General features: G+C 57.5%; 25 protein-coding genes and 8 pseudogenes. 22 read left to right on the top strand and 11 right to left on the bottom strand.

The features are described from left to right. Positions 1–72 precede the first annotated feature (72 nt). The 5 genes and pseudogenes from L6639_RS38000 to L6639_RS38015 all read left to right on the top strand — a co-directional run. Positions 73–414: a hypothetical protein gene (locus tag L6639_RS38000; protein ID WP_128929782.1), complete on the top strand. Its 342-nt coding sequence runs from the start codon at positions 73–75 to the stop codon at positions 412–414. After that, a pseudogene (locus tag L6639_RS38005) lies at positions 411–914 on the top strand (helix-turn-helix domain-containing protein); the annotation flags it as partial. The gene L6639_RS38000 and the pseudogene L6639_RS38005, both read left to right, overlap by 4 nt. Positions 915–1,440: 526 nt before the next feature. After that, positions 1,441–1,995 carry a reverse transcriptase domain-containing protein gene (locus tag L6639_RS43150; protein ID WP_276575796.1) on the top strand — a complete coding sequence of 185 codons (555 nt, stop codon included), beginning with the start codon at positions 1,441–1,443 and terminating at the stop codon, positions 1,993–1,995. An 80-nt stretch (positions 1,996–2,075) separates the two neighbouring features. Then, positions 2,076–2,309, top strand: coding sequence for a reverse transcriptase domain-containing protein (locus L6639_RS43755; RefSeq protein ID WP_276575798.1), 234 nt, complete (start codon positions 2,076–2,078; stop codon positions 2,307–2,309). Then, positions 2,246–2,620 (top strand): annotated as a pseudogene (locus L6639_RS38015) (IS630 family transposase); the annotation flags it as partial. The gene L6639_RS43755 and the pseudogene L6639_RS38015, both read left to right, overlap by 64 nt. A gap of 100 nt (positions 2,621–2,720) precedes the next feature. On the opposite strand, the pseudogene L6639_RS38020 reads toward L6639_RS38015, so the two are convergent. Both L6639_RS38020 and L6639_RS38025 read right to left on the bottom strand, forming a co-directional pair. Further along, a pseudogene (locus L6639_RS38020) lies at positions 2,721–3,787 on the bottom strand (hypothetical protein). Positions 3,788–4,032: 245 nt separating this feature from the next. Next, positions 4,033–4,623 carry a DUF6088 family protein gene (locus tag L6639_RS38025; protein ID WP_232995615.1) on the bottom strand — a complete coding sequence of 197 codons (591 nt, stop codon included), beginning with the start codon at positions 4,621–4,623 and terminating at the stop codon, positions 4,033–4,035. A 246-nt stretch (positions 4,624–4,869) separates the two neighbouring features. Here L6639_RS38025 and L6639_RS38030 point away from each other — a divergent pair, with 246 nt between their 5' ends. The 4 genes and pseudogenes from L6639_RS38030 to L6639_RS38045 all read left to right on the top strand — a co-directional run. After that, positions 4,870–5,427, top strand: coding sequence for a hypothetical protein (locus L6639_RS38030; RefSeq protein ID WP_128930177.1), 558 nt, complete (start codon positions 4,870–4,872; stop codon positions 5,425–5,427). Continuing rightward, a complete protein-coding gene (locus L6639_RS38035; protein WP_308421722.1) occupies positions 5,424–6,104 on the top strand; it encodes a hypothetical protein in 681 nt (226 codons plus the stop codon). The genes L6639_RS38030 and L6639_RS38035 overlap by 4 nt, the downstream gene beginning before the upstream one ends. Before the next feature lie 917 nt (positions 6,105–7,021). Beyond that, positions 7,022–7,351, top strand: a complete 330-nt coding sequence (locus tag L6639_RS38040; RefSeq protein ID WP_128929781.1) for a hypothetical protein — start codon at positions 7,022–7,024, stop codon at positions 7,349–7,351. Beyond that, positions 7,342–7,823, top strand: a pseudogene (locus L6639_RS38045) (transposase); the annotation flags it as partial. The gene L6639_RS38040 and the pseudogene L6639_RS38045, both read left to right, overlap by 10 nt. A gap of 51 nt (positions 7,824–7,874) precedes the next feature. On the opposite strand, the pseudogene L6639_RS38050 reads toward L6639_RS38045, so the two are convergent. Beyond that, positions 7,875–8,791, bottom strand: a pseudogene (locus L6639_RS38050) (IS3 family transposase); the annotation flags it as partial. Positions 8,792–9,626: 835 nt separating this feature from the next. Here L6639_RS38050 and L6639_RS38055 point away from each other — a divergent pair. The 5 genes from L6639_RS38055 (at position 9,627) to L6639_RS38075 (ending at position 14,265) form a co-directional block, all read left to right on the top strand. Continuing rightward, complete coding sequence (locus tag L6639_RS38055; RefSeq protein ID WP_232995614.1) at positions 9,627–11,216, top strand: amidophosphoribosyltransferase; 1,590 nt, start codon at positions 9,627–9,629, stop codon at positions 11,214–11,216. 9 nt (positions 11,217–11,225) lie between these two features. After that, the gene (locus L6639_RS38060; RefSeq protein WP_128929780.1) at positions 11,226–11,906 is read left to right on the top strand and encodes an HAD family hydrolase; all 681 of its coding nucleotides are present in this window, start codon (positions 11,226–11,228) and stop codon (positions 11,904–11,906) included. Between the two features lie 3 nt (positions 11,907–11,909). Further along, positions 11,910–12,815 (top strand): NAD(P)-dependent oxidoreductase, encoded by a 906-nt coding sequence (locus tag L6639_RS38065; protein ID WP_128929779.1) that lies wholly within the window; start codon positions 11,910–11,912, stop codon positions 12,813–12,815. Positions 12,816–13,123: 308 nt separating this feature from the next. Beyond that, positions 13,124–13,294 carry an IS4/Tn5 family transposase DNA-binding protein gene (locus tag L6639_RS38070; RefSeq protein ID WP_232995656.1) on the top strand — a complete coding sequence of 57 codons (171 nt, stop codon included), beginning with the start codon at positions 13,124–13,126 and terminating at the stop codon, positions 13,292–13,294. Between the two features lie 743 nt (positions 13,295–14,037). Beyond that, positions 14,038–14,265 carry a hypothetical protein gene (locus L6639_RS38075; protein ID WP_188637434.1) on the top strand — a complete coding sequence of 76 codons (228 nt, stop codon included), beginning with the start codon at positions 14,038–14,040 and terminating at the stop codon, positions 14,263–14,265. A gap of 16 nt (positions 14,266–14,281) precedes the next feature. Here the strand turns inward: L6639_RS38075 and L6639_RS38080 are convergent, their stop codons facing one another. Further along, positions 14,282–14,488 carry a transposase gene (locus L6639_RS38080; protein ID WP_373291724.1) on the bottom strand — a complete coding sequence of 69 codons (207 nt, stop codon included), beginning with the start codon at positions 14,486–14,488 and terminating at the stop codon, positions 14,282–14,284. Positions 14,489–14,681: 193 nt separating this feature from the next. Here L6639_RS38080 and L6639_RS38085 point away from each other — a divergent pair, with 193 nt between their 5' ends. Then, complete coding sequence (locus L6639_RS38085) at positions 14,682–15,641, top strand: IS110 family RNA-guided transposase (protein WP_232995613.1); 960 nt, start codon at positions 14,682–14,684, stop codon at positions 15,639–15,641. Between the two features lie 131 nt (positions 15,642–15,772). Here L6639_RS38085 and L6639_RS43385 read toward each other — a convergent pair whose 3' ends face one another. Both L6639_RS43385 and L6639_RS38095 read right to left on the bottom strand, forming a co-directional pair. After that, positions 15,773–16,555: a transposase gene (locus L6639_RS43385; RefSeq protein WP_430644590.1), complete on the bottom strand. Its 783-nt coding sequence runs from the start codon at positions 16,553–16,555 to the stop codon at positions 15,773–15,775. Further along, on the bottom strand, positions 16,510–16,812 hold the full coding sequence (locus tag L6639_RS38095; RefSeq protein WP_237866556.1) for a transposase: 303 nt from the start codon (positions 16,810–16,812) through the stop codon (positions 16,510–16,512). The genes L6639_RS43385 and L6639_RS38095 overlap by 46 nt, the downstream gene beginning before the upstream one ends. On the opposite strand from L6639_RS38095, the gene L6639_RS38100 reads away from it, so the two are divergent. Together L6639_RS38100 and L6639_RS38105 are read left to right on the top strand one after the other, a co-directional pair. Then, complete coding sequence (locus tag L6639_RS38100) at positions 16,811–17,146, top strand: DUF4365 domain-containing protein (RefSeq protein WP_128929778.1); 336 nt, start codon at positions 16,811–16,813, stop codon at positions 17,144–17,146. The genes L6639_RS38095 and L6639_RS38100 overlap by 2 nt on opposite strands. Before the next feature lie 87 nt (positions 17,147–17,233). Continuing rightward, on the top strand, positions 17,234–17,944 hold the full coding sequence (locus L6639_RS38105) for a hypothetical protein (RefSeq protein WP_128929777.1): 711 nt from the start codon (positions 17,234–17,236) through the stop codon (positions 17,942–17,944). 4 nt (positions 17,945–17,948) lie between these two features. Here L6639_RS38105 and L6639_RS43390 read toward each other — a convergent pair. Then, positions 17,949–18,050, bottom strand: a pseudogene (locus L6639_RS43390) (transposase); the annotation flags it as partial. Between the two features lie 52 nt (positions 18,051–18,102). Here L6639_RS43390 and L6639_RS38115 point away from each other — a divergent pair. The 4 genes and pseudogenes from L6639_RS38115 to L6639_RS38130 form a co-directional block, all read left to right on the top strand. After that, positions 18,103–18,394 (top strand): annotated as a pseudogene (locus L6639_RS38115) (transposase); the annotation flags it as partial. Positions 18,395–19,018: 624 nt separating this feature from the next. Further along, positions 19,019–19,336, top strand: coding sequence for an IS4/Tn5 family transposase DNA-binding protein (locus L6639_RS38120; protein ID WP_232995611.1), 318 nt, complete (start codon positions 19,019–19,021; stop codon positions 19,334–19,336). Positions 19,337–19,486: 150 nt separating this feature from the next. Continuing rightward, positions 19,487–19,996, top strand: a complete 510-nt coding sequence (locus L6639_RS38125; RefSeq protein WP_232995610.1) for a hypothetical protein — start codon at positions 19,487–19,489, stop codon at positions 19,994–19,996. A 132-nt stretch (positions 19,997–20,128) separates the two neighbouring features. Beyond that, positions 20,129–20,341: a hypothetical protein gene (locus L6639_RS38130; RefSeq protein WP_232995609.1), complete on the top strand. Its 213-nt coding sequence runs from the start codon at positions 20,129–20,131 to the stop codon at positions 20,339–20,341. Positions 20,342–20,537: 196 nt separating this feature from the next. Here the strand turns inward: L6639_RS38130 and L6639_RS38135 are convergent, their stop codons facing one another. Next, positions 20,538–21,230 (bottom strand): substrate-binding domain-containing protein, encoded by a 693-nt coding sequence (locus L6639_RS38135; protein ID WP_232995608.1) that lies wholly within the window; start codon positions 21,228–21,230, stop codon positions 20,538–20,540. A gap of 147 nt (positions 21,231–21,377) precedes the next feature. Further along, positions 21,378–21,500: pseudogene (locus L6639_RS43610) on the bottom strand (LacI family DNA-binding transcriptional regulator); the annotation flags it as partial. A 103-nt stretch (positions 21,501–21,603) separates the two neighbouring features. On the opposite strand from L6639_RS43610, the gene L6639_RS38140 reads away from it, so the two are divergent. Further along, on the top strand, positions 21,604–22,839 hold the full coding sequence (locus tag L6639_RS38140) for an NAD(P)/FAD-dependent oxidoreductase (protein ID WP_232995607.1): 1,236 nt from the start codon (positions 21,604–21,606) through the stop codon (positions 22,837–22,839). On the opposite strand, the gene L6639_RS38145 is transcribed toward L6639_RS38140, so the two are convergent. Together L6639_RS38145 and L6639_RS38150 are read right to left on the bottom strand one after the other, a co-directional pair. Continuing rightward, positions 22,836–23,258, bottom strand: a complete 423-nt coding sequence (locus L6639_RS38145; RefSeq protein WP_373291727.1) for a MocE family 2Fe-2S type ferredoxin — start codon at positions 23,256–23,258, stop codon at positions 22,836–22,838. The genes L6639_RS38140 and L6639_RS38145 overlap by 4 nt on opposite strands. 359 nt (positions 23,259–23,617) lie before the next feature. Continuing rightward, a complete protein-coding gene (locus L6639_RS38150; RefSeq protein ID WP_128955100.1) occupies positions 23,618–24,469 on the bottom strand; it encodes a sugar phosphate isomerase/epimerase family protein in 852 nt (283 codons plus the stop codon). Positions 24,470–24,472 lie beyond the last annotated feature (3 nt).

A 24,472-nucleotide genomic window follows, 5' to 3' on the forward strand; every position in this document is an offset into this window, starting at 1 on the left:
CACGCAAAGATTTGTTGCACCACTATGGCCAACCGATACTAGGATGCAGACCAATCGAGCGCGGACGCGAACTTGACGATCGAAACAGCCACAATCCCCATCGTCCGGACACCGAAAACCAACGGCATCGTCCCCCTCGATCTCGTCGAAGCGATGTCAGTGGTCGCCGCCTCTCGCGCCACCCTCGCGATCATCAAAGCCTACGAAGCGGCCGGCGTGACCGGCAATGTCATGGTTCCGCTCGTCACAGACTGTCCAGTTGATCCCGCCACACTCGGCCGGGCAATACGGCGGGTCTGGAAAGCCGCATTGGAGGATGTTGGAAACGGAGGCTCCGTACGGGTCGAACTCCGACCTAGAGCGGTTCACAGATTTATTGAATCGGAAGGGATCCCGGATCTGGGGCGAATATGATTCAAGATGCTGGCTGGGCTGGAGGCCAGCATCTGATGGTCCGACCAATTTCCAACGATTTGCGTAAGCGCGCGGTATCCGCTGTTGCCAAGGGTGAGAGCTGCCGATCTGTGGCGGAACGGTTTGGCGTTGCGGTCTCGTCAGTCGTGAAGTGGTCTCAGCGTTATCGAGCGACCGGCTCGGTAGCCCCCGGCAAGATGGGTGGTCACCGCAAGCCTGTGCTTGATCCGCACCGGGCCTTCATCGTCGAGCGGATCACCGAGACGCCGCACCTGACGCTGCATGGTCTGAAGGCAGAGCTGGCAGCCCGTGGGGTCAAGGTCTCACACAACGCAGTCTGGCTGTTCCTGCGCCGGGAGGGGCTGCGGTTCAAAAGAACACTGTTCGCCCTCGAACAGGCTCGCGCCGACGTCTCTCGTAGGCGCCTGCGTTGGCGATCTTGGCAGGCCGGGCTCGATCCGGGCCGGCTCGTCTTCATCGATGAGAGTGTGCTGCAGACAGCGGAAGGAGTTCAAATGAACTAAGACCGATGGTGAAGCTGCGAGAAAGATGGGGGCGGGCCCCCGAGATCAGCTTTCAGGGGCGGGTCTCAAACCAATCCGAGCTGCTGCGGTAAAGAGCTGTGGTGGTGAGCGTCGGATCAGAAGTTCGGAATATACCGAGCAGGTGAGTGTCCGAAAGACGAACGAAAGTGAACCCTCCTGAGACGCGTCGTTATTAATTCAAGTGTCGTCAAAACCAGGACCGTCTCGTCAACCTGGGACACGTCCGCCAGATGCCTGACGACTGGGCGGGCGGCGACCGGCGTAGAGGGGGCGTGAGTCGGACACAGGCTTTCGCGTGGAACTGCAGGAACCAGGCTCTTGATGCCAAGGGAGAAGCGCAAGCGGTGCCAACCGCGAGGCGGGAGTACCGATGCAAGAGACTGGGGCGGACCGATCCGTAGGAGCGTTGAGGGCCCTGTAATGGGGACGGAGCAAAGGGATCGGGTCAGGTAGTCGTACTCTTGGACCAACTGGAAACAGGATGACTTCGAACAGTGCGATAAACAAGCCGTTCTCGATTGAGAAGCGGCGAGTGTACGAAGCGTACAAGGCGGTCAAATCCAATCGCGGAGCGGCTGGAGTGGACGGACAGACCTTCGAGATGTTCGAGAAAGACCTTGCAGGGAATCTCTACAAGATCTGGAATCGGATGTCGTCGGGGGTGTACTTTCCACCTCCGGTGCTCGCCGTCTCCATTCCAAAGAAGACCTGCGGCGAAAGGACTTTAGGTGTGCCCACTATCAGCGATCGGATGGTGGTCAAACGGATGATTGAGCCGGAACTGGAATCCATCTTCCTGCCGGACTCTTACGGTCACAGGCCAGGAAAATCGGCTCTGGACGCCGTGGGCGTCACGCGTCAGCGGTGCTGGAAATATGATTGGGTCCTGGAGTTCGACATCAAAGGACTGTTTGACAATCTCCCGCATGATCTTCTTGCTGAAGGCGGTCCGGAGACACGTGAAATGCAAATGGGCGCTGCTCTACATCGAAAGATGGCTGACGGCATCAAGGGAAAAGGACGGGAAGCTCGTTGAGCGGATCCGCGGAACCCTCAAGGGGCGTGATCAGCCCAATACTGGCCAATCTGTTCCTGCATTATACGTTTGATCTCTGGATGGCGCGGACACATCCCGACCTTCCTTGGTGTCGGTATGCCGATGACGGACTGGTGCACTGCCGGACCGAGCAAGAAGCAGAAGCCATTAAGGCGGAGCTTCAAGCGAGGCTGGAAGTGTGCGGACTTCAGATGCATCCGACGAAGACGCAGATCGTTTACTGCAAGGACAACTCACGGCACCCTTCGTCTTCGACGGCCCGATCAATGGCGAATGCTTCCGCGCTTACGTGAAGCACCTGCTCCTGCCGACCTTGCGCGAGGGCGATATCGTCATTCTCGACAATCTCGGAAGCCACAAGTCGAACGCTGTCAGACAGATGATCAAGGCGGCTGGCGCCAGGCTCTGGTACCTGCCGCCATACTCGCCCGACCTCAACCCGATCGAGCAGGCATTTTCCAAGATCAAACACTGGATGCGGCAAGCCCAGAAGCGCACCCTCGAGGACACCTGGCGCCATATCGGTCACCTCGTCCAGGAGGTCCAGCCCCGCGAATGCGCCAACTACTTCGCAAACTCAGGTTATGCTTCAATCAAAATGTGAAACGCTCTAACGAGGACGCGGTCGATATCATCGCAGGACCTGCAACGGACATCCGTCCCGACAAGTCGAGCAAAGCCAGCTTCCCGCAGCCGTCGTCCTCTTAGAATCCATACGGCCGTTCGGCCCAGCGCAGAAGCACTCGAGCATCCCGATTGGGCAAGATGACACGCTGATCGCGGAGGCCCTTGGCGATGGTTTGACCAACCTCCGGCTCGACGCGATTGCCATGCGTAATCAGAAAAAACCAGCCGAATGGAACGCCGACTTCACGGTCGATCGCTTCCACGCGGTCCATCAAGAAATGGACGGACGCACCTCCCACGCCAAGCCTCTCGTCCGGCAGATGAAGGGGACGCGGCACAAATCCAACCTCGCGCGTGCCTTTGTGGTCGTAGTCGCAAATATCGAGGGCCCAGTGCGCGTAGACGCGTTCAGCCGAGGCGCTCGATTCGTCCCAGTCCTGGAAGAAACGGTTCTCCCGCGGTACGAACTCGAACCAGTCCGGCACCAGTTCAAGAAACGGCGTCTCGGTTGTGCCCTCCCGTGTCACTTCACGCACCGCACGACGTTCCATCTCCGGCCGCTGCGCCTCGCGCCTCTCGCGCTCGAGTCGGGCGCACCGCGTAAGGTAACTCCGAACGTAGATGACGCTGCTGCCCGCGCGCCCAAGCATCCGATAGAGCGGACCCGCGATGACCTTGTTGTCGGACATCTCTTCGTGCGTGATCCATGACGGATCGAGTAATTCGTCCTTGCCCCAAGGGCGGTACGTCGATTGACGATCGGCCCCGCACGCGATTCGACTTCCCGGCCGAGACGGATTTGCACATAGTCCGCCGCGCCCGATCCAGTCGGCGCGAAGGCGTAGACCGTCTTACCGCGCCATTCAGAAGTCTGAAGATCGCTCTGGCGCAATCGCGTCCAGAGCGCGCCGATGTCGCCGTTGTTCTTGGCAAGCTCGGCTTCCATCCACGACCGGTATTCTGCGATCCGTGTCCCGTCAGCGGCGATCACCGAGCGTCTGTCGCGCCAATACTGGTCATCGATGGCCGCCGTCGAAAATGGGAATCCAGCAAACGTCTCTGTCAGCGCGGCCGCCAGCGCCGTTTCGTTAGCTCCGATCGGAAGACGGGCGAGGACCGCCTCGATCGTGGCGGGATCGGGCAGTCGTGCGGAACATTCTCCGGAGGCTCATCCATGACTTGATCCCATCATCGGAGCCTGTTTCGCCGCGCGCTCGATCTCTTCCATTGACGCCAGGATGTGCTCGAACCGAAGCCCCGCCGCAAGATCATTGGCGTCATGTTCGCATAGTCACGCGCGAGCGCGTCGATCGGCGCACGAGGCCGGTTCGCTGTCGTTAAGAAAAGATCGAACTTCTCGCCGGATGACCTCCTTGCAAGCTGCGCTGCTCACGAGCCATCCTCCGGTATGGCGTCGTCACGCTCGAGCAAGGGCCTAAGGAAATCCTGCATCCAGATCGGCATAGCTGACAGACCTGCGCGAAGATCGTCGCGAATCACCCTTCCATGCTGCGGATTTGCAAACAGTCTGTTCAGGAGGTTCACTATTGGCTGTCGATCATACCTACTTGTCATCATGTCCTGCATCCAATAGAGCGCCTGCACGACGCGCATGCCTGGACGTCCGGCCCAATAGAGACGGCTGGGCGCTGCCGACTTGAAATGGATGACCTGCTTTCCAAGGATGATCGGCTTCAGGCGGGCGTCGATCAGGACCTCGATGCGCGATGGGACGGCCCTGGTGAAGCCGAGATCATTCGCGGTAGTCATCCCGTCAACCACGACGCGGGCTTGGTCGCGGCGCGCCACGGCCTTGATGACGGCGCGATAGTCGGGGATTCCCAGCTTGCCCGTGAAATTGCTCTTTCGCGGCCGGTCGTAGAGGCCACGATCGAAGCGGCGTAGTTCGCCAGCCACGACCAGGCGCTGCAACGCCTTGTCGACGGTCGCACGGCTTCCGAAGTCGGCGAAATTGTCCATACCTCTGTGGGTGCCGCGTCGATGCGGGCAATGAGCCGCGATCGGAGGTCCGGGGTCGGCTCCTTGAGCGTGTCCGAAATATGATGTAAATTTCGGTCGGAAGCAACTCAGCTGCGATGGAATCTTTGACTGGAACTCGCCCGTTTTGAGCGGTCAAAGGACCTAAGACCTCGGACCAGTTGACGGACACCCGTCTGCACGCATACTGTCCTCAGTCCTAGGACAGAGGACATGCGCGCGGAACCCATGAAAAGTCAGGATATTGTCGTCCTGCTGAAGCTCGTGTGCTTGCAGGATCATGAGCACGCCGGCGGGGTAGGCCCCTTTGGCCAAGATGGCGAAGACCCATACTCGGTGCGGGGACTCGAGACGTCCCTCGGAATCAGCAAAACCGAAGTCGCCGCCTCGATCAAGCGCAGCCTTGCATCGGGTATGGCAATTAAGCGCCCGATGACGAGCCGTCCCGATCCCAATCGCAGGAACCTGCGCGACTTCATCACATACGGCCTGAAGTTCGTTTTTCCGGCAAGCCCGGGTCCCATGCAGCGCGGCATGCCAACGGCATTCGCCGCCCCGGTCCTGAAGGACTTACTCTACAGCGCGGGTAGCCTGATTCATGTTTGGCCTTATGCGCGCGGCCGCGAGATGGGGCAGTCCGTCGCGCCGCTGTTCAAGACTGTGCCGAAAGCCGCCGAGAGGGATGATCGCCTCTATGCCTATCTGGCTCTCGTCGACGCAATACGGCTCGGCAATCAGCGCGAAGCGAGTCTCGCGGCCAACTTGCTCAAGGAGAGACTAGGGTGACCATCCAGGGGCATCTCAAGGAAATGCTGAAGACAGTCGCCGGCGCACTCGGCGATGAGCTGCGTGCGCGATTGGTCTTCGTCGGAGGCTGCACAACCGCTCTCTACATAACGGATCCGGTCACCCTCGAAGGAGTCAGATCGACAGATGATGTCGACCTGATCGTGGATCTCGTCGGCTTCCCGGAGTGGGCAAAGCTGGTGGATCAGTTGCGAACGCAGGGTTTTTCCGAGACACCCGAGGACAATGTCATCTGTCGGATGAAGCTTAATGAACTCAAGGTCGATTTCATGCCCGACGACGAGAAGATCCTCGGTTTCAGCAATCGTTGGTACGCAAAGGGCATCGAAACAGCTGTTGAGACGCCCCTGGATGATGCCATTACGATTCGTCGCCTCACGCCGCCCTTGTTCATCGCAACGAAGCTGGAGGCTTATCGCGGAAGAGGTAGTGGGACCTTATCGGCAGCCGCGACGCCGAGGACATTCTCCTGCTCGTCGACGGGCGGGAGGAACTGCTTGACGAAGTTGCCGCCTCCGATGCAGACATTAGCTCATACATTGCCGAGCAATTCGGAGCGCTGCTCGCAGATCGCGACTTCGATCATTTCCTCGAAGGAAATATTCGCGGCCCGGTGGGGCGTGCTGACATTGTTCGCGACCGATTCGTTGCATTGAGCCAGTTGGGCAACGGCTGATATGGCGTTTGCAATCCAATGGCACAGCCAGCAGGGAACGAGGACGACCGACAACCGGGATTGCGCCGGGATCGGCATACGCCAGACGTCGGCCCTCGCCATAGTGCTCGACGGTTCGACCTCTGGAGCAGAGAGCGGAGCCTTTGCCCACGAGATTGCGCGTCGGATGGTCGATTGGTACGTGTCGACCGACGAAAACATCACCGCGGGGGTTCTCACAGCTCAACTTCGCGCGACGCATGCTAAACTGTCGAAACAGTTTCGGAGGGATTCGGCGAGTTACCTTCTGATGCATGTCGGCGCTGCTCAAACAGCTCTCGTTCTGCACGCAGGCGATTGCCTGGTTGGCCGTCAGGCGCCGGCGGGTCCGATGTCCTGGCTAACCCAGCCGCACACGCTTGCCAACTCGGTGTCGCAGATGACGATCGGCGACCTTGCGAACGATAGCGGTCGTCATCGCCTCACGCGAAGCTTCCGCTCGCGAGAATTCGTCGAGCCAGCTTTCTGTTCAATTGCGCTGGACGACACGCCAGTGCTCGTGGCGACTGACGGGTTCTGGGCCGAGCTGGATCATCGCCAGCAGAGCGCTTTCATCCATGGTCGCGTTCCGGAGAACGCCGGAGAGAGACGACCGCAGCGTACTTCAGATCACACGACTCGGAAGAGGCGGGTTGTCCAAGGTCTCACGGAGCGAGCCTCCTCGCAGAATCTACATGGTCTGCAAGCGCAAAATTGTCGCAAATTTTGCCCCTCTCGATCGAGACAAATTTCGTGGCGTTGAGACGTGACAGATTTTGTGTGGAATTGACCTGGCATGGACGAGTTTTTGGCTAACGAGATTCTAAATTTCTTCTCTTACGGTGCCCGCGGGCAATTGAAGACCGTGGAGTGTTCTGGATGTTTGCCAAGTTGATGCTTCGCGTTCGTGGTCAGCTGATTGCGGGTTTTGCAGCGGAATGTGCGATCATAGCGCTCTCATTCGGATATGCGGTTTTCGCAGTTAGCGGAGTCTCAACCACCGTCAATGAGATGGTGGGTCTTCGTACGCCGGTTGCGATCGCCAGTGCCGAGTTGGCCGGCAATACCGTAGTCTTTGTCGCTTCCGAGAAGGCTTCGGCTAACCTAGAGTCGGTTGCCTGCGCCACTGAGCAGATGAGCTCATCAGTGACCGAAATCGGCCGCCAAGTGTTGGATGCCGCGCGCATTGCGAGCGCCGCGGTTCGATAGGTGCCGTCGGCGACATTCGGCGCTTTGCCGATCCGACCAGGCTGGTGAGCTACCTGGGGCTGAACCCGAGCGTCAGGCAGTCTGGCGAGGGCCCCTACCATGGCAGGATCACCAAGCAGGGCTGCGGCCAAGCTCGCGGAATGCTCGTCGAAGCAGCATGGGCTGTAGCCCGTTCGGCGGGACCGCTGCGTGCATTCCTTCAACGTGTCGCTGCACGACGCGGCAAGCACATCGCGGCAGTCGCGACGGCGCGGAAGCTGGCGATGATCATCTGGCATATGCTGACCAAGAGCACTGACTAAATCTGGACGAGGCCGGCCCTGCTGGCGCACAAGTTCCGGAGCATCGAACTGCGCGCTGGACTACCCACCAGCCATGCCAAGCGTGGATCGGCCTATGATACAACATCCCCGCGAAGAGGGCTGAGGAACGAGCAGGCGTGGAATGCGCCGAGAAGGAGTATACGAGATTGGCGGCCAAAGCCGCGATCCCGACACAGCAAGGCTTCTGCAACATAGGGCTTGTCTACAACATCCGTGTCGGTCGGCTTGCCGGGCTGCGAGAAGTCCAGCATGACGCCGCGCTGGTAGGCCCACAGGTCAAGATCGCGCGACACGAACTCGCTGCCTTGATCGACGCGGATCGTGGCCGGGAAGCCCGCTTCTTTGCAGGCCCTTTCCAGCACCGCCACGACGTCGGCGCCGCGGAAGGTGAACCGTGGCGCCAGCGCCGGTGAGAACCGTGAGAAGATATCGACGATTGTCAGCACGCTAAGCTTGTGTCCTGTTGCCAACTGGTCATGGACGAAGTCCATCGCCCAGGTCTCGTGGATCGCGTCGCCGGCTTGCGATCATCGCGCAGCTTGACTTTGACGCGGCGCTTGGGCCTTTTTGTTGCGCAATTGCAGGCCCAACTCGCGATAGACGCGCCGGGTCTTGTTCTGGCACGGCGCCCATCCTTCACGACGCAGCAGCACGTGAACGCGGCGATAACCGTAGCGAATGCGGGCATGACAGGTCTCCTTGATCTTCTGCTCGAGGGCAGCTTGGCCGGAGCGACGGGACTTGTAGTGGTGGGTCGACCTGTCAAACTAAAACGCCGCACAGGCCCTGCGGATCGAGACCTGCCATTCGTTGCGGACTTCGTCAACCAGCTTGCGCTTCCGGCAAGGCCTCATAGCCTTCGGCGGATCACGTCCTGCGGCATCTCCTTGTCGAGCGACAGGCCCGCGACCAGTTTCTTCAGCTTGCCGTTCTGGGCCTCGAGCTGCTTCAAGCGCGGCATCTCCGTCGGCAGCAGTCCGTCACACTTCTTCTTCCAGTTGAAGTAGGTCGCTTGGCTGATCCCGACCTTGCGGAAGATCTTCGCAGCCGGGACGCCATCGTTGCCCTGCTTCAGGATGAACGCCTTCCGGGCGTCCGAGAACTTCGAGGCCTTCATCGTCCTTCGCTCCTCCCAGCCGAGGGGATTCGGCAGCGAAAACTCTAGCCAAAGTGGTCCAGCTTGCCGGCCTCAGATCATGTCGTTGAACCGACACGCACGATGGTTTCACCGAAAGGGTTAAGTGTTGGCGCCCTGCCTTCGGTCATGAAGCGCTCGAAATTGAGCGATCTTAACGTCGCTACCGTGTTGCCCCGTTGCGAGCGCTTCTAAGCCTGCTCGTTGTCGTCGCGCTCGCGCACAACCGTTCGGCGCGGCGAAGGACGTTGATCATCGAGAGGAGATCGTCAGCGTCGGCTTCAATGCGGCTCTTCACTCGCATCCCAGTCGGAAACTGAAGATGTCGGCGACCGCGTCCAAGACCTGCTCGCCATCTGTCTGGAGCCTCTGATTCCGATCCTGCGGTGTTTGAAAAGGCGGTAGGCCTGAAGCAGGTGCTCGATTACGACTCGGTCGCCGGATCAGAAGGCCTGGTGCGGCTCGAAATCGTCATGCTCGCGCATGTGAGGGGACTGCGTCGCAGGCAAGCTCGAGCGGGTCCGTGGGACCATAGGACACCGAGAACCAACAGTCAGAGCTTGGCTCTTTTCGTACCAACGCGTCGCGCTTCAGACAACGTGTCGGGAGTCGGACGACGCGAAATCATCGCTGGCAAACCAAATGGCCAACTCTTTTCGAATTCCGTCGGCTCTGGGGGCGCGAGCCGAGTGATCTAAGGGCTGGTATGGCGCTTGCTTAAAGAGAGGCGGAACCACGTCTACGCCCCCTGGCGATTAAATACCTTCGCCTGCGATGGACCTAGGAGATCGGTTCTTTAGCACGAGGAGCTAATAGCATGTCCGGTGTTGCTGCTGCGTTTCTATGCTCTTCAAGCAAGTCACGGGCGACGGTTTATGATCGGCTCAAGCACATGGTTCCGAAACTTGCATTTCGCGGTCAGGCGGGGGTCGGCATTGCAGCTTTCATGCACAAGGAAGGTGTTCGATATGCGAGAGCGCTTCAGTCCTCATGCGACTCAGTGCGCATTGAGCACGATGAACAGGATCCGAATTTTAGGCCCCATGTTGCAATCGCCCATATCCGTAGCCGATGCCGCGGAATCAGCGATGGCGGGGACCTTCAGCCAATTCACAACAATGCGGGCACCAGCCGCAGTTTGGCAATTTCTCTAGATGGAGCCTTGGTCAATGGCCGTGAACTCAGGGGAGAATTGCTTGCCCAGGGCTATAGGTTGGGCAGCAACACAGATGCTGAGCTCTTGCTCAAGTGGATTGAAGGCTCTTGTGAAAGAGACTATTGGCGGCACGGTCTGCCCGTCAATTACGAAAACATCTTTCGCGACATTGATGACCGAATTGATGGCGCTATTAGCGCGATTCTCCTGGACGGAGAAGGAAATCTGGTTGCATACCGTAATCGATGTGGTTTGCGTCCATTGGAAACTATGCAAACAGATGACGGGTTCTTGCTGGTTGCTTCGGAAAATTGTGCCTTTGCCGATCTGGAGGGTAAGACACAGCAAATCTTACCAGGGCACATCAGGTATGTAGACGGGAAAATGGGGTACTGCGTTGATCGTTCCGTGAGCAACGGGCAATACAAAGCCAAACTCTGCGCCTACGAAGCTCTTTACTTAGGAAATCCGAACACATCGGTCGAAGGCCAATCACATTTCGAAACCCGTTACAACATCGGAGCCGCCCTTGGTGGCCTTGTTGCGCAGCGACTGCAAGGAGAACTAGGCTCCACACTCACAATCGTTTCCTCCATGCCGCATACTGGCGGGCCGTACGCTGATGGTCTGTTTGCATCTCTCGTCGAATACGGCGTGTTCGCCCAGCGTCGGGAAGTAGTCTCAACGCAATTTTTTCAGCGAACTCTAATCGGTACACCCAGCGAGCGAAAATGTCTCATTGCTCAAAAGTACCGCGTATCGGAAACGAGCCTTGCTGAAGCCGCGATAATAATTGTCGACGAGGCCCTCATTCGTGGCGATACCAGTCAGGCTGTCACGAATATGCTGCTTGCCGCTGGGGCCAAAGCCGTACATTGGGCGATCGGTTCGCCGCCCATAGTGGCTCCTAACTACTACGGCATGGGTATCGACACACTAGATGAGTTGGCATTCTGGCAGATATGGAAACAATTGCCGCCTGAACAGCGCACGCAAATCCTTCGCTTTCACAAGATGGAGCCGCAAGATCTCAAAATCATCGAAAGCAATATCGCGGCATCCATCAACGCGGCCACGATAACGTATCTGCCGTTTCCACTTCTAGTATCGTTGTTGCCCTGCAGGCAAGACGGCGTCGATTTGTCACCGTTTACATTCGAGATGCCAACCCCTGCGGGGCAGAAGCGCGCGAATAGGAACTTGCGCGAATTAGCGGCCGATCTTCCCTATTCGGAATCGATCCTTGCTTGAGGTCAAATCATGAAACCGGTTCTCGTCTTTGATTGGAATGGAACGCTGCTCGATGATACGTACGCACTGCTCCAAACGACAAATGCCATACTAGATCGCTTTGGTCATGCAACAATCGACATGAGCACCTTCCGGGAACATTGCGATGTTCCGCTATCTCTTCTTTATCGCAGTCTCGGAATGTCGCAAGACGAGGTTGCGACGGTGGATCGCGATGGCAGTGCAATCTTTCACGACACGTACGAACCTCTTGCGGGTAAAGCCGATCTGCGCGAGGGCGCGCGCAGGGTGTTGGAGTTAGCGCACCAAGAAGCAGCTTCGTCCATCATCGTGAGCAACCATATAGTCGATCCTCTGCGCTCCCAATTGAGAAGACTTGGGATCGACGACTACATCAACGATGTGCTCGCCTTTGAAAACCGCACTACCCAATATAAATCGATGAGCAAGGGAGAGCGGCTTCGTCTATACATGCAGAAAAACAACCTGAAGCCGGCGTCAACCTTCATCATCGGCGATATGCCGGTCGAAACGGATATCGCGCGCAATCTCGGACTCGTAAGCATATCCATTACCGGTGGATTTGTTTCGGAGTCGCGCTTGCGCGCGGCGCGTCCTGACTACACGATTAACAACCATCATGAGCTGTTACCAATCTTACAAAGGCACGGGTTTTTTCGGAATGCATAAATCATGATTGGCGAGGAATCATCACCCAACGTCGCTCCTAAAACGGCGAAGCAGAGAATAGGCCTTATCGGAGCTGGACGCATGGGAACCGGTATCGGTATCAGCCTATTGCGTCACCAAATCGAGCTGCATATCAAAGCGAACAAAACTCGCTTCGGTGCGGATCGCTTGACTGGTGCAGGTGCCCATGAACATCCTTCGATCGCCGAGTTGGCGCGGCATGTAAACGCCGTCGTGTTATCCTTGCCTTCCAGCCGCGAGGTTGAGGCAGTATGCCTTGGGCAAGATGGGCTGTTCGTCCATATGCCCCGAGGAGGGTTGATAATTGACTGCTCGACGTCTTATCCTGCTTCAACGGTCGCACTGGCTGAGCAGGCGCAAAAATGCGGCCTAAGCTTTATGGACGCTCCAGTAACGCGGAGCCCCGAACAAGCAGAGCTAGGCCTTCTCAACGCGATCGTTGGATCGAATGAAAAGCTTTTTCCTGTCGCTGAGGGCATTCTTGGTGCGTTTTGTGAGACCGTTCTTCATGTCGGAGATGTCGGACAAGGTCACAAGCTCAAGCTTGTTTACAACAGCATGACTATGGGGATAGCGGCGGTAGCCGCGGAGGTTTGCCAGTTTGCGTGCGGCCTTGACGTCGATCTCGTAACACTCCGCTCTCTGGTTAGTCGGGGCTCCACCAATAGCGGAATATTTCAAGCCTTCGTGTCCTTTTTGTTAGGCGAGAAACCCGATGTTCTGGCAATCTCAATCGCGAATTCCGCAAAGGATATTGAGTGCGCTGTGCGCCTGGCAGGCGAGAGCGCAGTTCCGGTGCCGGTCTTGGCTGCCGCCGCACACAAATTAAATGTCTCAGTTGTTGCGGGCAAAGGCGAACTCACACTACCTCATCTGTCTCGCCCATGAGCTCCTCGGCCTATTCATAGCAATCGAGAGCGGGCTCTAACCGCGGAGCGAGTGCAGATCGTCGTTATGGAGAGGTGTAGCTGGCGGGGCCGCGGCCCTCTATCGGTCTGCGCATTTTCATCGATGCAGTGTACGCATCCGGGCAACCCTACGATTACCCACATTTTTTGAGGTGTACTGTGCCGAAAAACTTGAGTCGCCAGAAACGCTTGTGATTCTTTGACGGGTACCTGATTCGAGAAGAGGTGCTCTATGGACTGACTTCACGCGCGCGGGATGAGAAGGCGGATCGGTTGACGTCTGACGCGGTGACCTGGTTTGACCGTGAAGCAGCGCTTTGCGAATTCCATGACACTCGGCTTGGCGAGAGAATTCGCATGCTGCTGAAGCAGATCGGCGGAGACATCGGACAGAGCATTCCGATGGTGTGCCAAGACTGGGCTAATACCAAGGCGGCCTATCGTTTCTTTCTCCAATGAACGAGTAAGCGAGGCCGACATCCTGTCACAGTGCCGGCCTTTGGCATGAGTTGCATCGTGTCGAGACATGATGCATCCGCGCCACGTCCGCGTTTCACCGTATTGGCGACCGGCGCGAGTACATCTGATTGGCAGCTTCATTCCACGAGGCGACCTAAGTGCGGCAAGGCCGCCGCTTTTGTTGACCAGGCGATTGCCGGCATCTGAGCCGCTTCGCGCGAGAAGATCGGTGCTTTCCCGGTACGACGTTTGGAATTGTGCGAACGGATTGTCGGGCGGAGGGAGCTCCAGCCACTCGTCGTCGTACTCGGGACGGTCGTGCTCGAGTCCGTAGTCGAAATCTTCGACCACGTGGTGGGAGCCGGTGTTGGTTTCCTGATGGTTCTCGACGCCCTCCGGATACTCCCAGACCCTAGGGAAAGTCTTCCCAATTCCGGATGCTTAATAACGGCTTCATGGTGGAGCTCCGGTCCCATCTGTCGCTCGTCGCTGCAAACGGCGTTCCAGTCCAGCAGGTCCGAATCGATTTCGTGTATCTCGCCAAAACGTCGATGTCTGATACGGGCGGTTCCATTGCAGTAGACGTACATCACCAGCGATTTCCCGACTCTTTCCGATGGCATCATACCATCGGAGCGCGCCCGCGGTCGAAGCGGATTGTCGATCGCCGATAACCGACGAAGGAGTGCACGACCGGCGTCGAGCAATGGACAGGAGTCGGATCCCGCGCCCAACATACGGCCATGAAGAAGGTCGTGAAAAGCGATGTCATCGGACAGCAGGGAATGTCCCTCATCGAGGGAATCGTTCTCTTGGAGTTCATGTTCTATCCGACCGGCGGCGTCGAAGCGGAGATCGACGGCTTCATCGAGTTGCGTGACGCCGAAACGGGCGAGGTCGCAACTGGTAGTGTCCAGTATCTTTCGCACATTGATCAGGCGACGACTCCGGTCTCAGAGAGTTGCTGCTGATAGAGCGGTCGCATATTCATGTAGCATTTGGTCGACCACGCGTTCCGGCAATGTGCCGCAGCCGTGCCACTGCCAAGTTGAGACAGGATTGACCGTCAGGAAAGGCGCCGATGACACGGGTTCGTCGCCGGATCTCCTTCATGATGCGCTCGAGCGGATTGTTAACCGGTATGAGGATGGCGCGGTCACTGTTTCCGCTACTGGCTTTTCGAACTGGTGGCATATGCTGCGAGTATCCGGGATAGAGGCTCCGGGAGCACGAAGGTGCGGGCGGCCGGTTCGTACGATGAGCTGCGAGCTCGTTTTGTTAGGTGGCCGCCTCTTACGACTCGCCCGGTTGCGCCGAGAGCGCGAATCCGTAGTTGTCGTGTCGCCCGCCGCTCTCGTTATCAACGTGGCGGGTAGGAAAGACGGACATGCGACGCGTAATCGGAATGGATATCCACCGCACCTTCTGGGAGGTGGCGATTTGGGAAGGAGGCGTGCTGCGGCACGCAGGCCGGGTCGACATGACCCGCGTGGCACTTGAAGGCTTCGGGAGGACGCCTAAGCCGACGGACGAGGTCGTTCTGGAAGCGACTGGCAATAGCATGGCAGCGTCGCGCGTACTGTCGCCTTTCGTCGCCCGGGAGGTGATCGCCAACCCGCTGCAGGTGAAGGCGATCGCCCATGCGCATGTGAAGACCGACAAGGTTGATGCAGGCACTCTCGCGAACCTTTACGTCGCGGGCTACTTGCCCGAAGTGTGGACGCCGGACGCGGTTACCGAGCGATTGCGCCGGCTGGTGGCGCGGCGTTACCAGATTGTACGTCGTCGAACACGCGTAAAGAATGAGGTGCATGCGATCCTTGCGTCGCATCTTGTTCCGAAGTGCCTTCACTCTGACCTGCTCAACCAGCGCGGCCGAGTGTGGCTTGCACGGCAGGTCGTGCCGGCAGATGAGCAGCCGGCACTTGAGCGGAATATCCGTGAACTCGATCGGCTCGCCGAAGACCAGGCGGAGTTGGACCGCGAGATCGCACTGAGTGTCATGGGCGACAGTCCCGTGCGAAGGCTGATGACGATCACGAGCGTCAACCTAACGGTGGCCGTCGGCATCATCGCGGCGGTCGGCGACGTCACGCGAGTCAAGAGCCCACAGAAGCTGGTGAGCTACTTCGGCCTGAATCCACGGGTACGCCAGTCGGGCCTCGGCGCTGCCCATCATGGGCGCATCAGCAAGGTTGGTCGCAGCCACGCGCGGGCGATGCTGGTCGAGGCGGAATGGGGTGCTGCAAAGAGGCCTTGTTCGTTCGCATCAGGGCGAAGCGGGGGCATCAGATCGCGGCGGTCGCGCTTGCCCGTAAGCTCACTGTCCTATGCAGGCATCTGCTGACCAAGCAGGAAGACTATCTTTGGGCGCGGCCGGCTCCGGTGGCGAGCAAGATGCGCGCCATGGATGGAGGCTCAGGCGGGGCGGCCGCAGAAGAAAGGCAATCGCCGGGGGGACCACTTACGCCTATAACGTCAAGTCTCTGCGCGACCAGGAACGTCAGGTCGCCGAACTCGCCGAGAAGAGTTACGTACGATTTGTAACGTACTGGAAAGTATGTCCGCCGAGGGCGCGGCGCGCGGACGCCTCAACCCGATAAGGCTTGAATAGGCTGCCTGGCCGCGCTTCCAGCCGACACGCCGCTCTTCGCCACGAGGTCGCCCGCGCCAACCGCGGCGCGGCTCTCTTGGGTATGAATGGCCTTGAGCATGTGGCTCACCTCGCGGACCCGGGTCGACGGCACGAGGCTGAAGACATTGCGATAAAAATGCACCATGCGGCGCTGATAGCGTACCCCCCGTAGTAATCCGTAACGCTTTCGGCAAGACCTCGGCAGGCATCGGAAACCACCAACTGCACGCCCTTGAGACCACGATCGACGAGATGCCGCAAAAACGATGACCAGCCGGACTTGCCTCCGTGGCACCTTCACAGATGCCGAGGATCCCCCGGAATCCCTCGGCATTGACGGCCGAGGCCATCAGCAGCGACACGTTGCGAACTTCACCGGCCCAGCTGCGCTTCATCACAATGCCATCGAGATAGAGATACGGATGCTCGTCCTCGATCCTGCGATTCCGCCATGCCTCGATCTTGGCATAGATCTTCTTGTTCAGGTTCGACACTGTGCTCGGGCTGACCCGGGTGCCCCACAGCGCCTCCGTGATGTCTTCGACCCGGCGAACTGAAATCCCGGCCAGATACATCTCGATCAGCGCCTCCTCAACCGAGCTCTCCCGCCTCTGGTAGCGCTCGATAGTCGCCGTCTCGAAGGTTTGCCGCCGTAGCTTCTGGCCTTCAAATTGACGTCGCCCGCCTTGGTTTGCAGCGTTCGTTCGTAGCTGCCCGCCCGCGTGTCCTGCTGGGCCTGGCTCCGCTCATAGCGTCCGACACCGCACAGCAGGTCCGCTTCGGCCTCCAGCATGGCATTCAGCGTCTCTTCTACCGTTCCGCGGACCATCTCGCCCAGGTGATCGCGAATCCGGGCTTCATCTATCTGGATCACCTGACCCATGGCATTCCCATCGTTCATCCAAAGCTCCTTCATTCTAGAAGAAGCCGTCAGTGCTGAAAGAGCGAAAGATTCTGTACGCAACCTGCTCCTGCGGGTCCAGGGCAAGGCCACTGAGCGCGAACGACTGCAGGTGGAGACCGAGGAAACGTTCGAATTCGCGTGCGCCGACGCTGACATCGAATACTGGACCAAAGGCACGGCTCCCGTCCTGCTGATCGTCGTGGCTCTGAAGACGCGGAAGGCCTACTGCAAATCGCTGAAGGAGTGGTTTGCGGATCCGGAGCGCCGTAAGTCCCGCAGGTCGTCTTCGAGAAGGCGAACCTACCAACGCTAAGGGGTGTCCCAATGGGGCGATCTGAGTACAATAGGACCTATGCTTGGTGGCAGGATTAAGCCGCCACACTAAAAGCGAGGACTACGCATGCGCCCGAATTATCTTTTCGGAATGAGGCAAGCCGCGAGGCAAGCAAAGGCACTCCAAATTCCCGAAATCGCCGCTATCGAGTTTGGCGTCGCTGGCGGTATGGGACTGCTGGAGATGGAACAAGTCGCTGAGAGTCTTCAGGCTGAAACGGGAGTTCGCTTCCGACTCTACGGCTTCGATCTGGAAACTGGCTTGCCACCCTCTGACGATTACCGAGATCTGCCATACCTCTGGCGCGCCGGTTTTTTCAAAATGGATAGGGCTAAATTGGAGCGTCAATTAAAGCGCGCCACCCTGATAATCGGCAACGTCGGCGAGACGGTTCTGGCGTTTATCGAACGCTATTCGCCACCTGTTATCGGCTTTGTGTCTTTCGACCTCGACCTCTATACAAGTACTAAGCCGGCACTAAACCTTTTCAACTCTGCTGCATCTCATTTTCTACCACGGACCTTCTGCTACTTTGACGATATCGTCGGTGATCTTGATGAAGTACACTGCGAATGGGTTGGGGAACTTCTGGCAATCCGGGAATTTAACGATGCTCACGCAGCGCGGAAAATCGCAAAGATAAACGGTCTGTCTTGGAAGTTTGGCGCACCAACGCAGTGGCATGACCAGATCTTTGTGTTGCACCTGTTCGATCACCCCGCCTACAAGCAATACATCAATGAGCGGACGGACTGGCAACTGCCCCTACCAGAATAAGTTAGCTGGTCCCGGCCTTGCGGCAGATCTCCGCCACCGCAACCCCGTCACTGCCCTGCTTCAGGATGAGCGCCTTCTGGGCGTCCGAAAACTTCGAAGCCTTCATCGTCCTTCGCTCCTCCCAGCCAGGGAACCGGTGCGAAAAACTCTAGCCAAAAATGGTCCAGTTTGCCGGCCTCAGATCAGAAGATGGACGGGCAAGGTTCACGGAAGAGCAGGTTATCGCAGTGTTGAAGGAGCATGAGGCTGGAGCGACGACAGCAGGCCTGGCTCGCAAACACGGGTCTCCGAGGCGACGATCTACAATTGGAAGGCCAAGTTCGGCGGCATGGAAGTCTCCGAAGCCAAGCGGCTGAAGCGCTCGAGGAAGAGAACGCGAAGCTGAAGAAGCTGCTGGCCGAGCAGATGCTCGATGCGGCGGCACTGCGCGAGCTTTTGTCAAAAAATGTATGGTTCACCCCGTCCGTGTAAGGGTTCGTAACAACGAAAATGACACTTCCAGTTGCATAAATGTATCCGGCCTCTCGTGAGTGGACTGCTGTTGCAGCCAGGCCATGATGAGATCTGCGCACGCCGTTCCCAATAAATGGTTCGGGCACGAAGCCCGTTTTTTGCACAGGCCTTACGGCATGTTGATCCACTGTTTCGTCATCACTGTTCCCGAGCCATGCAATCGAAGCCAGCGTCAGGTGAAAGCAGGATCTCTGCGTTCGTAGAGAGCTCAAGACCACCCAGACAATGCGTGCGGATTCCGAGATGATGGTGCGCACCGTACCGACTTGATGGCGCGCAGGGTTCCGAAATGATCGCGCCCAGCATTCCGAGCATTTTCCGCGCAGCATTCGGATTTGATCGCGCGCAGATTCGGATGGTGTGAGGCCCGATCGTTGGGCCAATTCTCCGGCTGGAAGCAGCTGGGAGGATTGGATGCCGACGAGGAGGGTTATCATGCGCCAGGTGCGCGAGATTGTGAGGCTGAGCCTTGCATCGGGAGGCGTCCGACGCGATGACCTGGTTTGATCGTGAAGCAGCGCTTTGCGAATTCCAGGACGCTGGACTTGGCGAGAGATTTACATGCTACTGAAGCAGATCGGTGGAGACATCGGCCAGAGCATTCCGATGGTTTGCCAAGACTGGGCGAATACCAAGGCGGCCTATCGTTTCTTTTCCAATGAACGAGTAAGCGAGGCCGACATTCTGTCTGGTCTCTTTAAATCGACGCGGGAACGTATCGCGGCTGCGAAAGGTCCTGTTCTTGTCCCGCATGATACGACCGAGTTCACCTATCAAAGAGAGCGCCCGGATCTGATCGGGATGATTAAGCGCATCCCCAAAAGCAACTCCCGAAGATTGGACGGAAAACCCAAACGTACACGACATGCGGAATATTGATGCATTCGAGCTTTGCGGTGACCCTCGAGGGGCTTCCACTGGGGCTCAGCGCCGTGAAGTTCTGGACCGAAAGAAGTTCAGAGGGGGCGCCGCGCTCAGGCGCGAGGTCAACCTGACACGGATCCCCATTGAAACCAAGGAGAGCATTCGGTGGCTGGAGAACCTCAAACAATCCACGGAGCTTTTCGAGAAGCCACGCAGTGCATCCATATCGGTGATCGTGAGGCCGATATTTATGACTTGTTGTGCGCCGCCCAAGAGGTTGGAACGCATTTCTTGGTAAGGACCTTTGTCAATCGCCTGGCAGGCGATGGCGATCATACCGTTGCAACGATAATGGACGAGGTCGTGGTCAAAGGCCTCCACCGGATCGAAGTCCAGGATAGCAAGGGCAATCCAGACCAGTCTGTTCTTGAAATCCGGTATCGTAAAATCGGTACTTTGCTACCGATCGGCAAGCAGTCGCGGTATCCAACTTTGACTATGACAGTGATCCACGCTGATGAAAGAGGAGCGCCAAAGAACAGAAAGAAGATTGAATGGAAACTCCTGACCGATCTTCCAGTGCAATCGGCGCAGGGCTGCGATCGAGAAACTCGAATGGTATTCCCTGCGATGGAAGATCGAGGTCTTCCACAAGATACTCAAATCCGGCTGTAGGGCAGAGGAGGACTCGCAACTGCGGACTGCTCAGCGATTGACGAATCTGATCTCGGTATTCTGCATTGTGAGCTGGCGCATTTTTTGGATGACGATGCTTAATCGTTCAGCGCCAAATGCCTCACCGGATTTGTGCTGACCAAGGCTGAAAGCCAATTGCTTGATCGGCTCGTCGAAGACAAGAATCCAGTCGACACACAACGAAAGACATTGTCGCATTATCTTATCAAGATCGCCAGGCTCGGCGGCTATCTCGCCCGCGCCAACGATCCGCCACCAGGGAATCTGATCATATGGCGCGGATTATCGCGATTCATCGATATCGCAACGGGAGCGAAACTCTGACTCAAAAAATGTGGGTAATCGCAAGCATCACCGGACGGATACCATCAAGCTTGGCCCACGGCGAGTTCGGGCGCCTTTCGGCCGAGGGCAGGCTGCTCGTCAGCCGCGCCAAACGCAGCATTGCCGCTAGCGCGCAGAACGCGCCGGTCGCGATGAAAAAGAGCGGCCCTCGCAGGACTCTGGATACTGCACAGTCTTAGATGTTGTATTTCGTGTGGACGGTAAACGATACTATCCCGGCCTCGGGCGCGTGAGCCGTTAGGCCGAAGCGGGCTAAGAGAAGAGCTACCGACCTCGATGCTTGTTCTTCCGGGTTCTGATCAATCGCCAGAGCAACGACGCCGGTCTTCATCATCTGTCTGACCTCGTCGCTAAGGTCGTGCGCGATCACGATTGGTGCTCTGGCCAACCACGGTGCCACTGTGTGGGCAAGCCCATTTTTTGATCCCGCGACGTAGATACCGCTGACAGCATCCTCGGACATTCCTTTAGGGCACTCATCGCTCTCCATTATCTCGACGTGTATCGGAGAAGAAAGTTCTGCCTTCACACCGTCTCGAAATCCACTAATCCTAGAGGCCTCCGCTCGGTATTTCAGATCGGAGCAGACCGCTAAGTAGATTCCCCGATTGACCATCCGGGACATGAAGAATGCCGCAGCTCGTCCGGCTCCGTAGTGGTCAATCCCGACGTAGGCCAACCGTGGTGTCGTCGGCAGGTCTGATCCGAGAGTAATGACAGGGGTCCCCGATGAGGTCACCGAGGCAATCGCATCTATCATTTGATCTGTCTCGGGTCCGTACACTATCACCGCGTCTGCCTTGGCCGCGCGAATCAGACCCGGGACCGCTTCCGCATGCCGCTCCTCGAATAGGACGCGTTCGATCACAAGGGATTTTGTAGTTTGCGCGATTTGGCTTTCAAACGCTCGGGCAAGCCGCAACAGAAGGGGCGTCCTTTGCGAAGGCATTATTACCTTGACTCGAAAGAGCCGACGATGGGGCGATGGAAGAGTCCGACTGATCCCCAGCTGACGAGCAGCTTCGATGACTTTCAGCGCCGTCTTCGGGGATACATTAGCTCGTTCATTGAGGACGCGATCGACCGTTGCAATTCCGACGCCAGCGAGCTTGGCTACCTCGTTCAGCCCAGGTTTCATTCGCTTCGGCTTTCGTTTTGCGGTATGTTTGTTGACGATAGCCCATCGCAGGTCAACACCGCACTTCGCACCAAGATGTCATGGATGCACAGGATTATAACTGATGACTGAGCGATGCAGAATAGTCATCGTTGGAGGGGGGCACGCCGGCGGCAGATTGGCGCAACTCTTGTCTCGCGGCCCCGATCGCGTCCACGTGACCCTCGTCGGGGCCGAGCCTATCTATCCCTACGAACGACCTCCGCTATCTAAAGGAGTTCTCCTGGGCACCAGCGGGCTCGATGACTGCGTGTTGTGGAAGCCTAACGACCCAGTTTGGGAGCGTGTAGAGACCCATCTCGGCGTCGCCGTTGAAGATGTTGATCGCGTCCGGAAAAACATCCGACTTAGCGACGGTAAAGTGATTAGATACGATCGATTGGTTCTCGCTACCGGCTCTCGAGTTCGCGGGTTTCCGGTGCAAGGAAGTCAGCTCCGCGGCGTCTTTAGCCTTCGAAGTTACGCCGATGCTCAAACCGTTTCTAAGTACTTCCTGGCATCAAACCGAGTGGCCGTCGTTGGTGGCGGATTTATCGGCCTCGAAGTCGCGGCGGCCGCCGCACAGCGCGGCATCCAGCCACGAGTGATCGAAGCTTCCGACCGACTGCTTTCTCGCTTGGTGCCGCGACTGGTAGCAGATCGCCTTGCCGAGACGCACCTCCACGCTGGTGTGCAATTGACGTACGGGGCCATGGTCGAGAGGTTCGTTTCCAATGGCCATGGTAGCCTAAAGCGCGCTGTTCTCAGCAATGGAGATGCTGTTGACTGCAGTGTCGCCGTCGTTGCCGTTGGTGTTGAACCTGAGATATCCCTTGCGATTGGCGCCGGCTTGGAGATCGACATTGGTGTAATAACTAACGAGCAGCTGCGTACCTCTGATCCCAACATATTCGCCTGTGGCGACATTGCCGCCTTCTGGCATCCACTTTACCAACGGCATATACGTTTGGAGTCGTGGCAAAACGCGGAGGATCACGCAAGAATCCTAGCCGCCGTACTGCTGGGCGAAGAAGTTACGGCGCCGTCAGTCCCATTCTTTTGGTCTGACCAGTACGACCTCTCCCTTCAAATAATGGGGTTACCTCATCTCGGTACGTCGACAAGGCGAAAACCGACAGCGTCTGGAAGCGCGATCTTGCTTCACTGCGACGCACTTGAACGACTCGTCGGCGCGACCGCCATCGGACCCACGGCGCTCATCGGGCGAGAGCTGAGAAAAATGCGTCAGCTGATTGCTTCACGCGCTATCTGCAACTCTGTCACGCTTGACGGAGCCGAGTTAGAGGTCGTTGCGGGTTAAGCCCGTCGAGGTACCAAAACGGTGACCGCTCCATCCTCGATTCTCACCTCGTACGTGCGCAGGTTTATGCATACCGGAGCGCCAAGTGCCTTTCCCGTCATATAGCTGAACCGTCCAGAGTGACGGGGGCACTCCACCGTGTGGCCCTCAACATAACCATCGGACAGGTGGGCGTGTTCATGAGTGCAAATATCGTCTGTTACGAAGATTTCGCCCTTCGGGGAGCGAAATATTGCGTATGAATGCCCGTCAAACTCCCAGCGACGAACGTCTTGAAGCCGAATATCCTCTACCTTGCACGCAAACACCCATGTACGAGCGGTGTCGTCAACCATCTTCAAATCTAGGCTCATGTTGAACTTCTCTTCCCTCTTTAGAATATGCTGAACGTCTGGCGCCATCACTTTTGCACCTGACATCGAACCCTTCGTCGATCGATCCGGCGGCAAAGTCGGGCTATCATTAGGTCGACTTCTAGTTCTCCCGCGTACCCGTCGACCTCATTGCACCTTTGGATCTTCTCAATAGACCATGTATGCATGCGCCGCTTCCGGCCGGGCCCCCCAAACCGATGTCGACCAAGATCCCAGCGCTCTCATAGCTCAAATCAACAGAAAGAGGCCATCTGGATCAGCACACGAAGCGTGTATCGACGATACAACAAATCGCGATCGCCTTGATCTGGACACCTACATCTGCAGTCTACAGTTTGCAGTCTTCAGCAGCGGAGCAGTAGTGGGCTGTAACGTTTCCTGAGTTCAAGCGCTGTCGTTGTGCTCTACGCGTTGTCTTCCAGGTGGGCTCCAGACTTGTCCCAAGCCTTCCTGACGCATTCTCGAAGCATCAGGGCTTCGCTCCAGCGATCCGTTGTATCTTCACCATCTCGACCGGTTATCGCGTACGGCCGCGGCCCCAACTCGCAAGTAAACGCCAATGCCTCTCCGTCCGCCGCGCGCCGGCGCCAACTCCGAAAGCCGTAGCCCCACCACTCTAAGAACTGGTCGAGCCACATTTGGTGCTGCGGGAAGCTAATCTCGATTTGTATTTGCTCGCGGCTTGCTACCCTACCGTGGAACGCCCAACACCTATCCAAAACTTGATGGATGTGGCTGTTATTCTCCTCGGTAATTGGCCATGAGAACTCGCGCCCAACAACGAAGTGCGAAATATCCCCCAGCAGCTTGAGATCGGGGATTCGTTCAAGTAGATCGAGTGTAAAGAACAGGTCGGTCGTCATCCGGTCGCGATGTGTCTCTATATAGACGGGAAAATCGACCTCCTCGGCAAGCCGCAGCCATCCTTCTAAAAGCGGGATGCAATCATCCAAGCGACGTGGCCGTACATCTGGTTGAATCTCAAGATGATGAAGACCGAATTCCGTTGCATTTTCGAGCACTGGCTTGAGCTCATCGATGGTCTTCGGAAAACACTGGCCTTCGGCTGTCAACCCGTTCGCCTTCAACAGGCCATGCAGCTCGCGTACGTACTCCCGGCTCCGCCAATCTGCGCTAACGCCGTCATAGCCGGCATCTTTGATCATTCGGATGTTTTCCTCAAGCCCGCGTTCTGGCTCCGTCGCGCTTCGCAATTCCATGGCCCAAAGCGACTGAAAGAACAGGATGGTGTTCATGTA

The sequence above is a fragment of the Bradyrhizobium zhengyangense genome (genome assembly GCF_022012555.1).
Taxonomy (GTDB): domain Bacteria; phylum Pseudomonadota; class Alphaproteobacteria; order Rhizobiales; family Xanthobacteraceae; genus Bradyrhizobium; species Bradyrhizobium zhengyangense.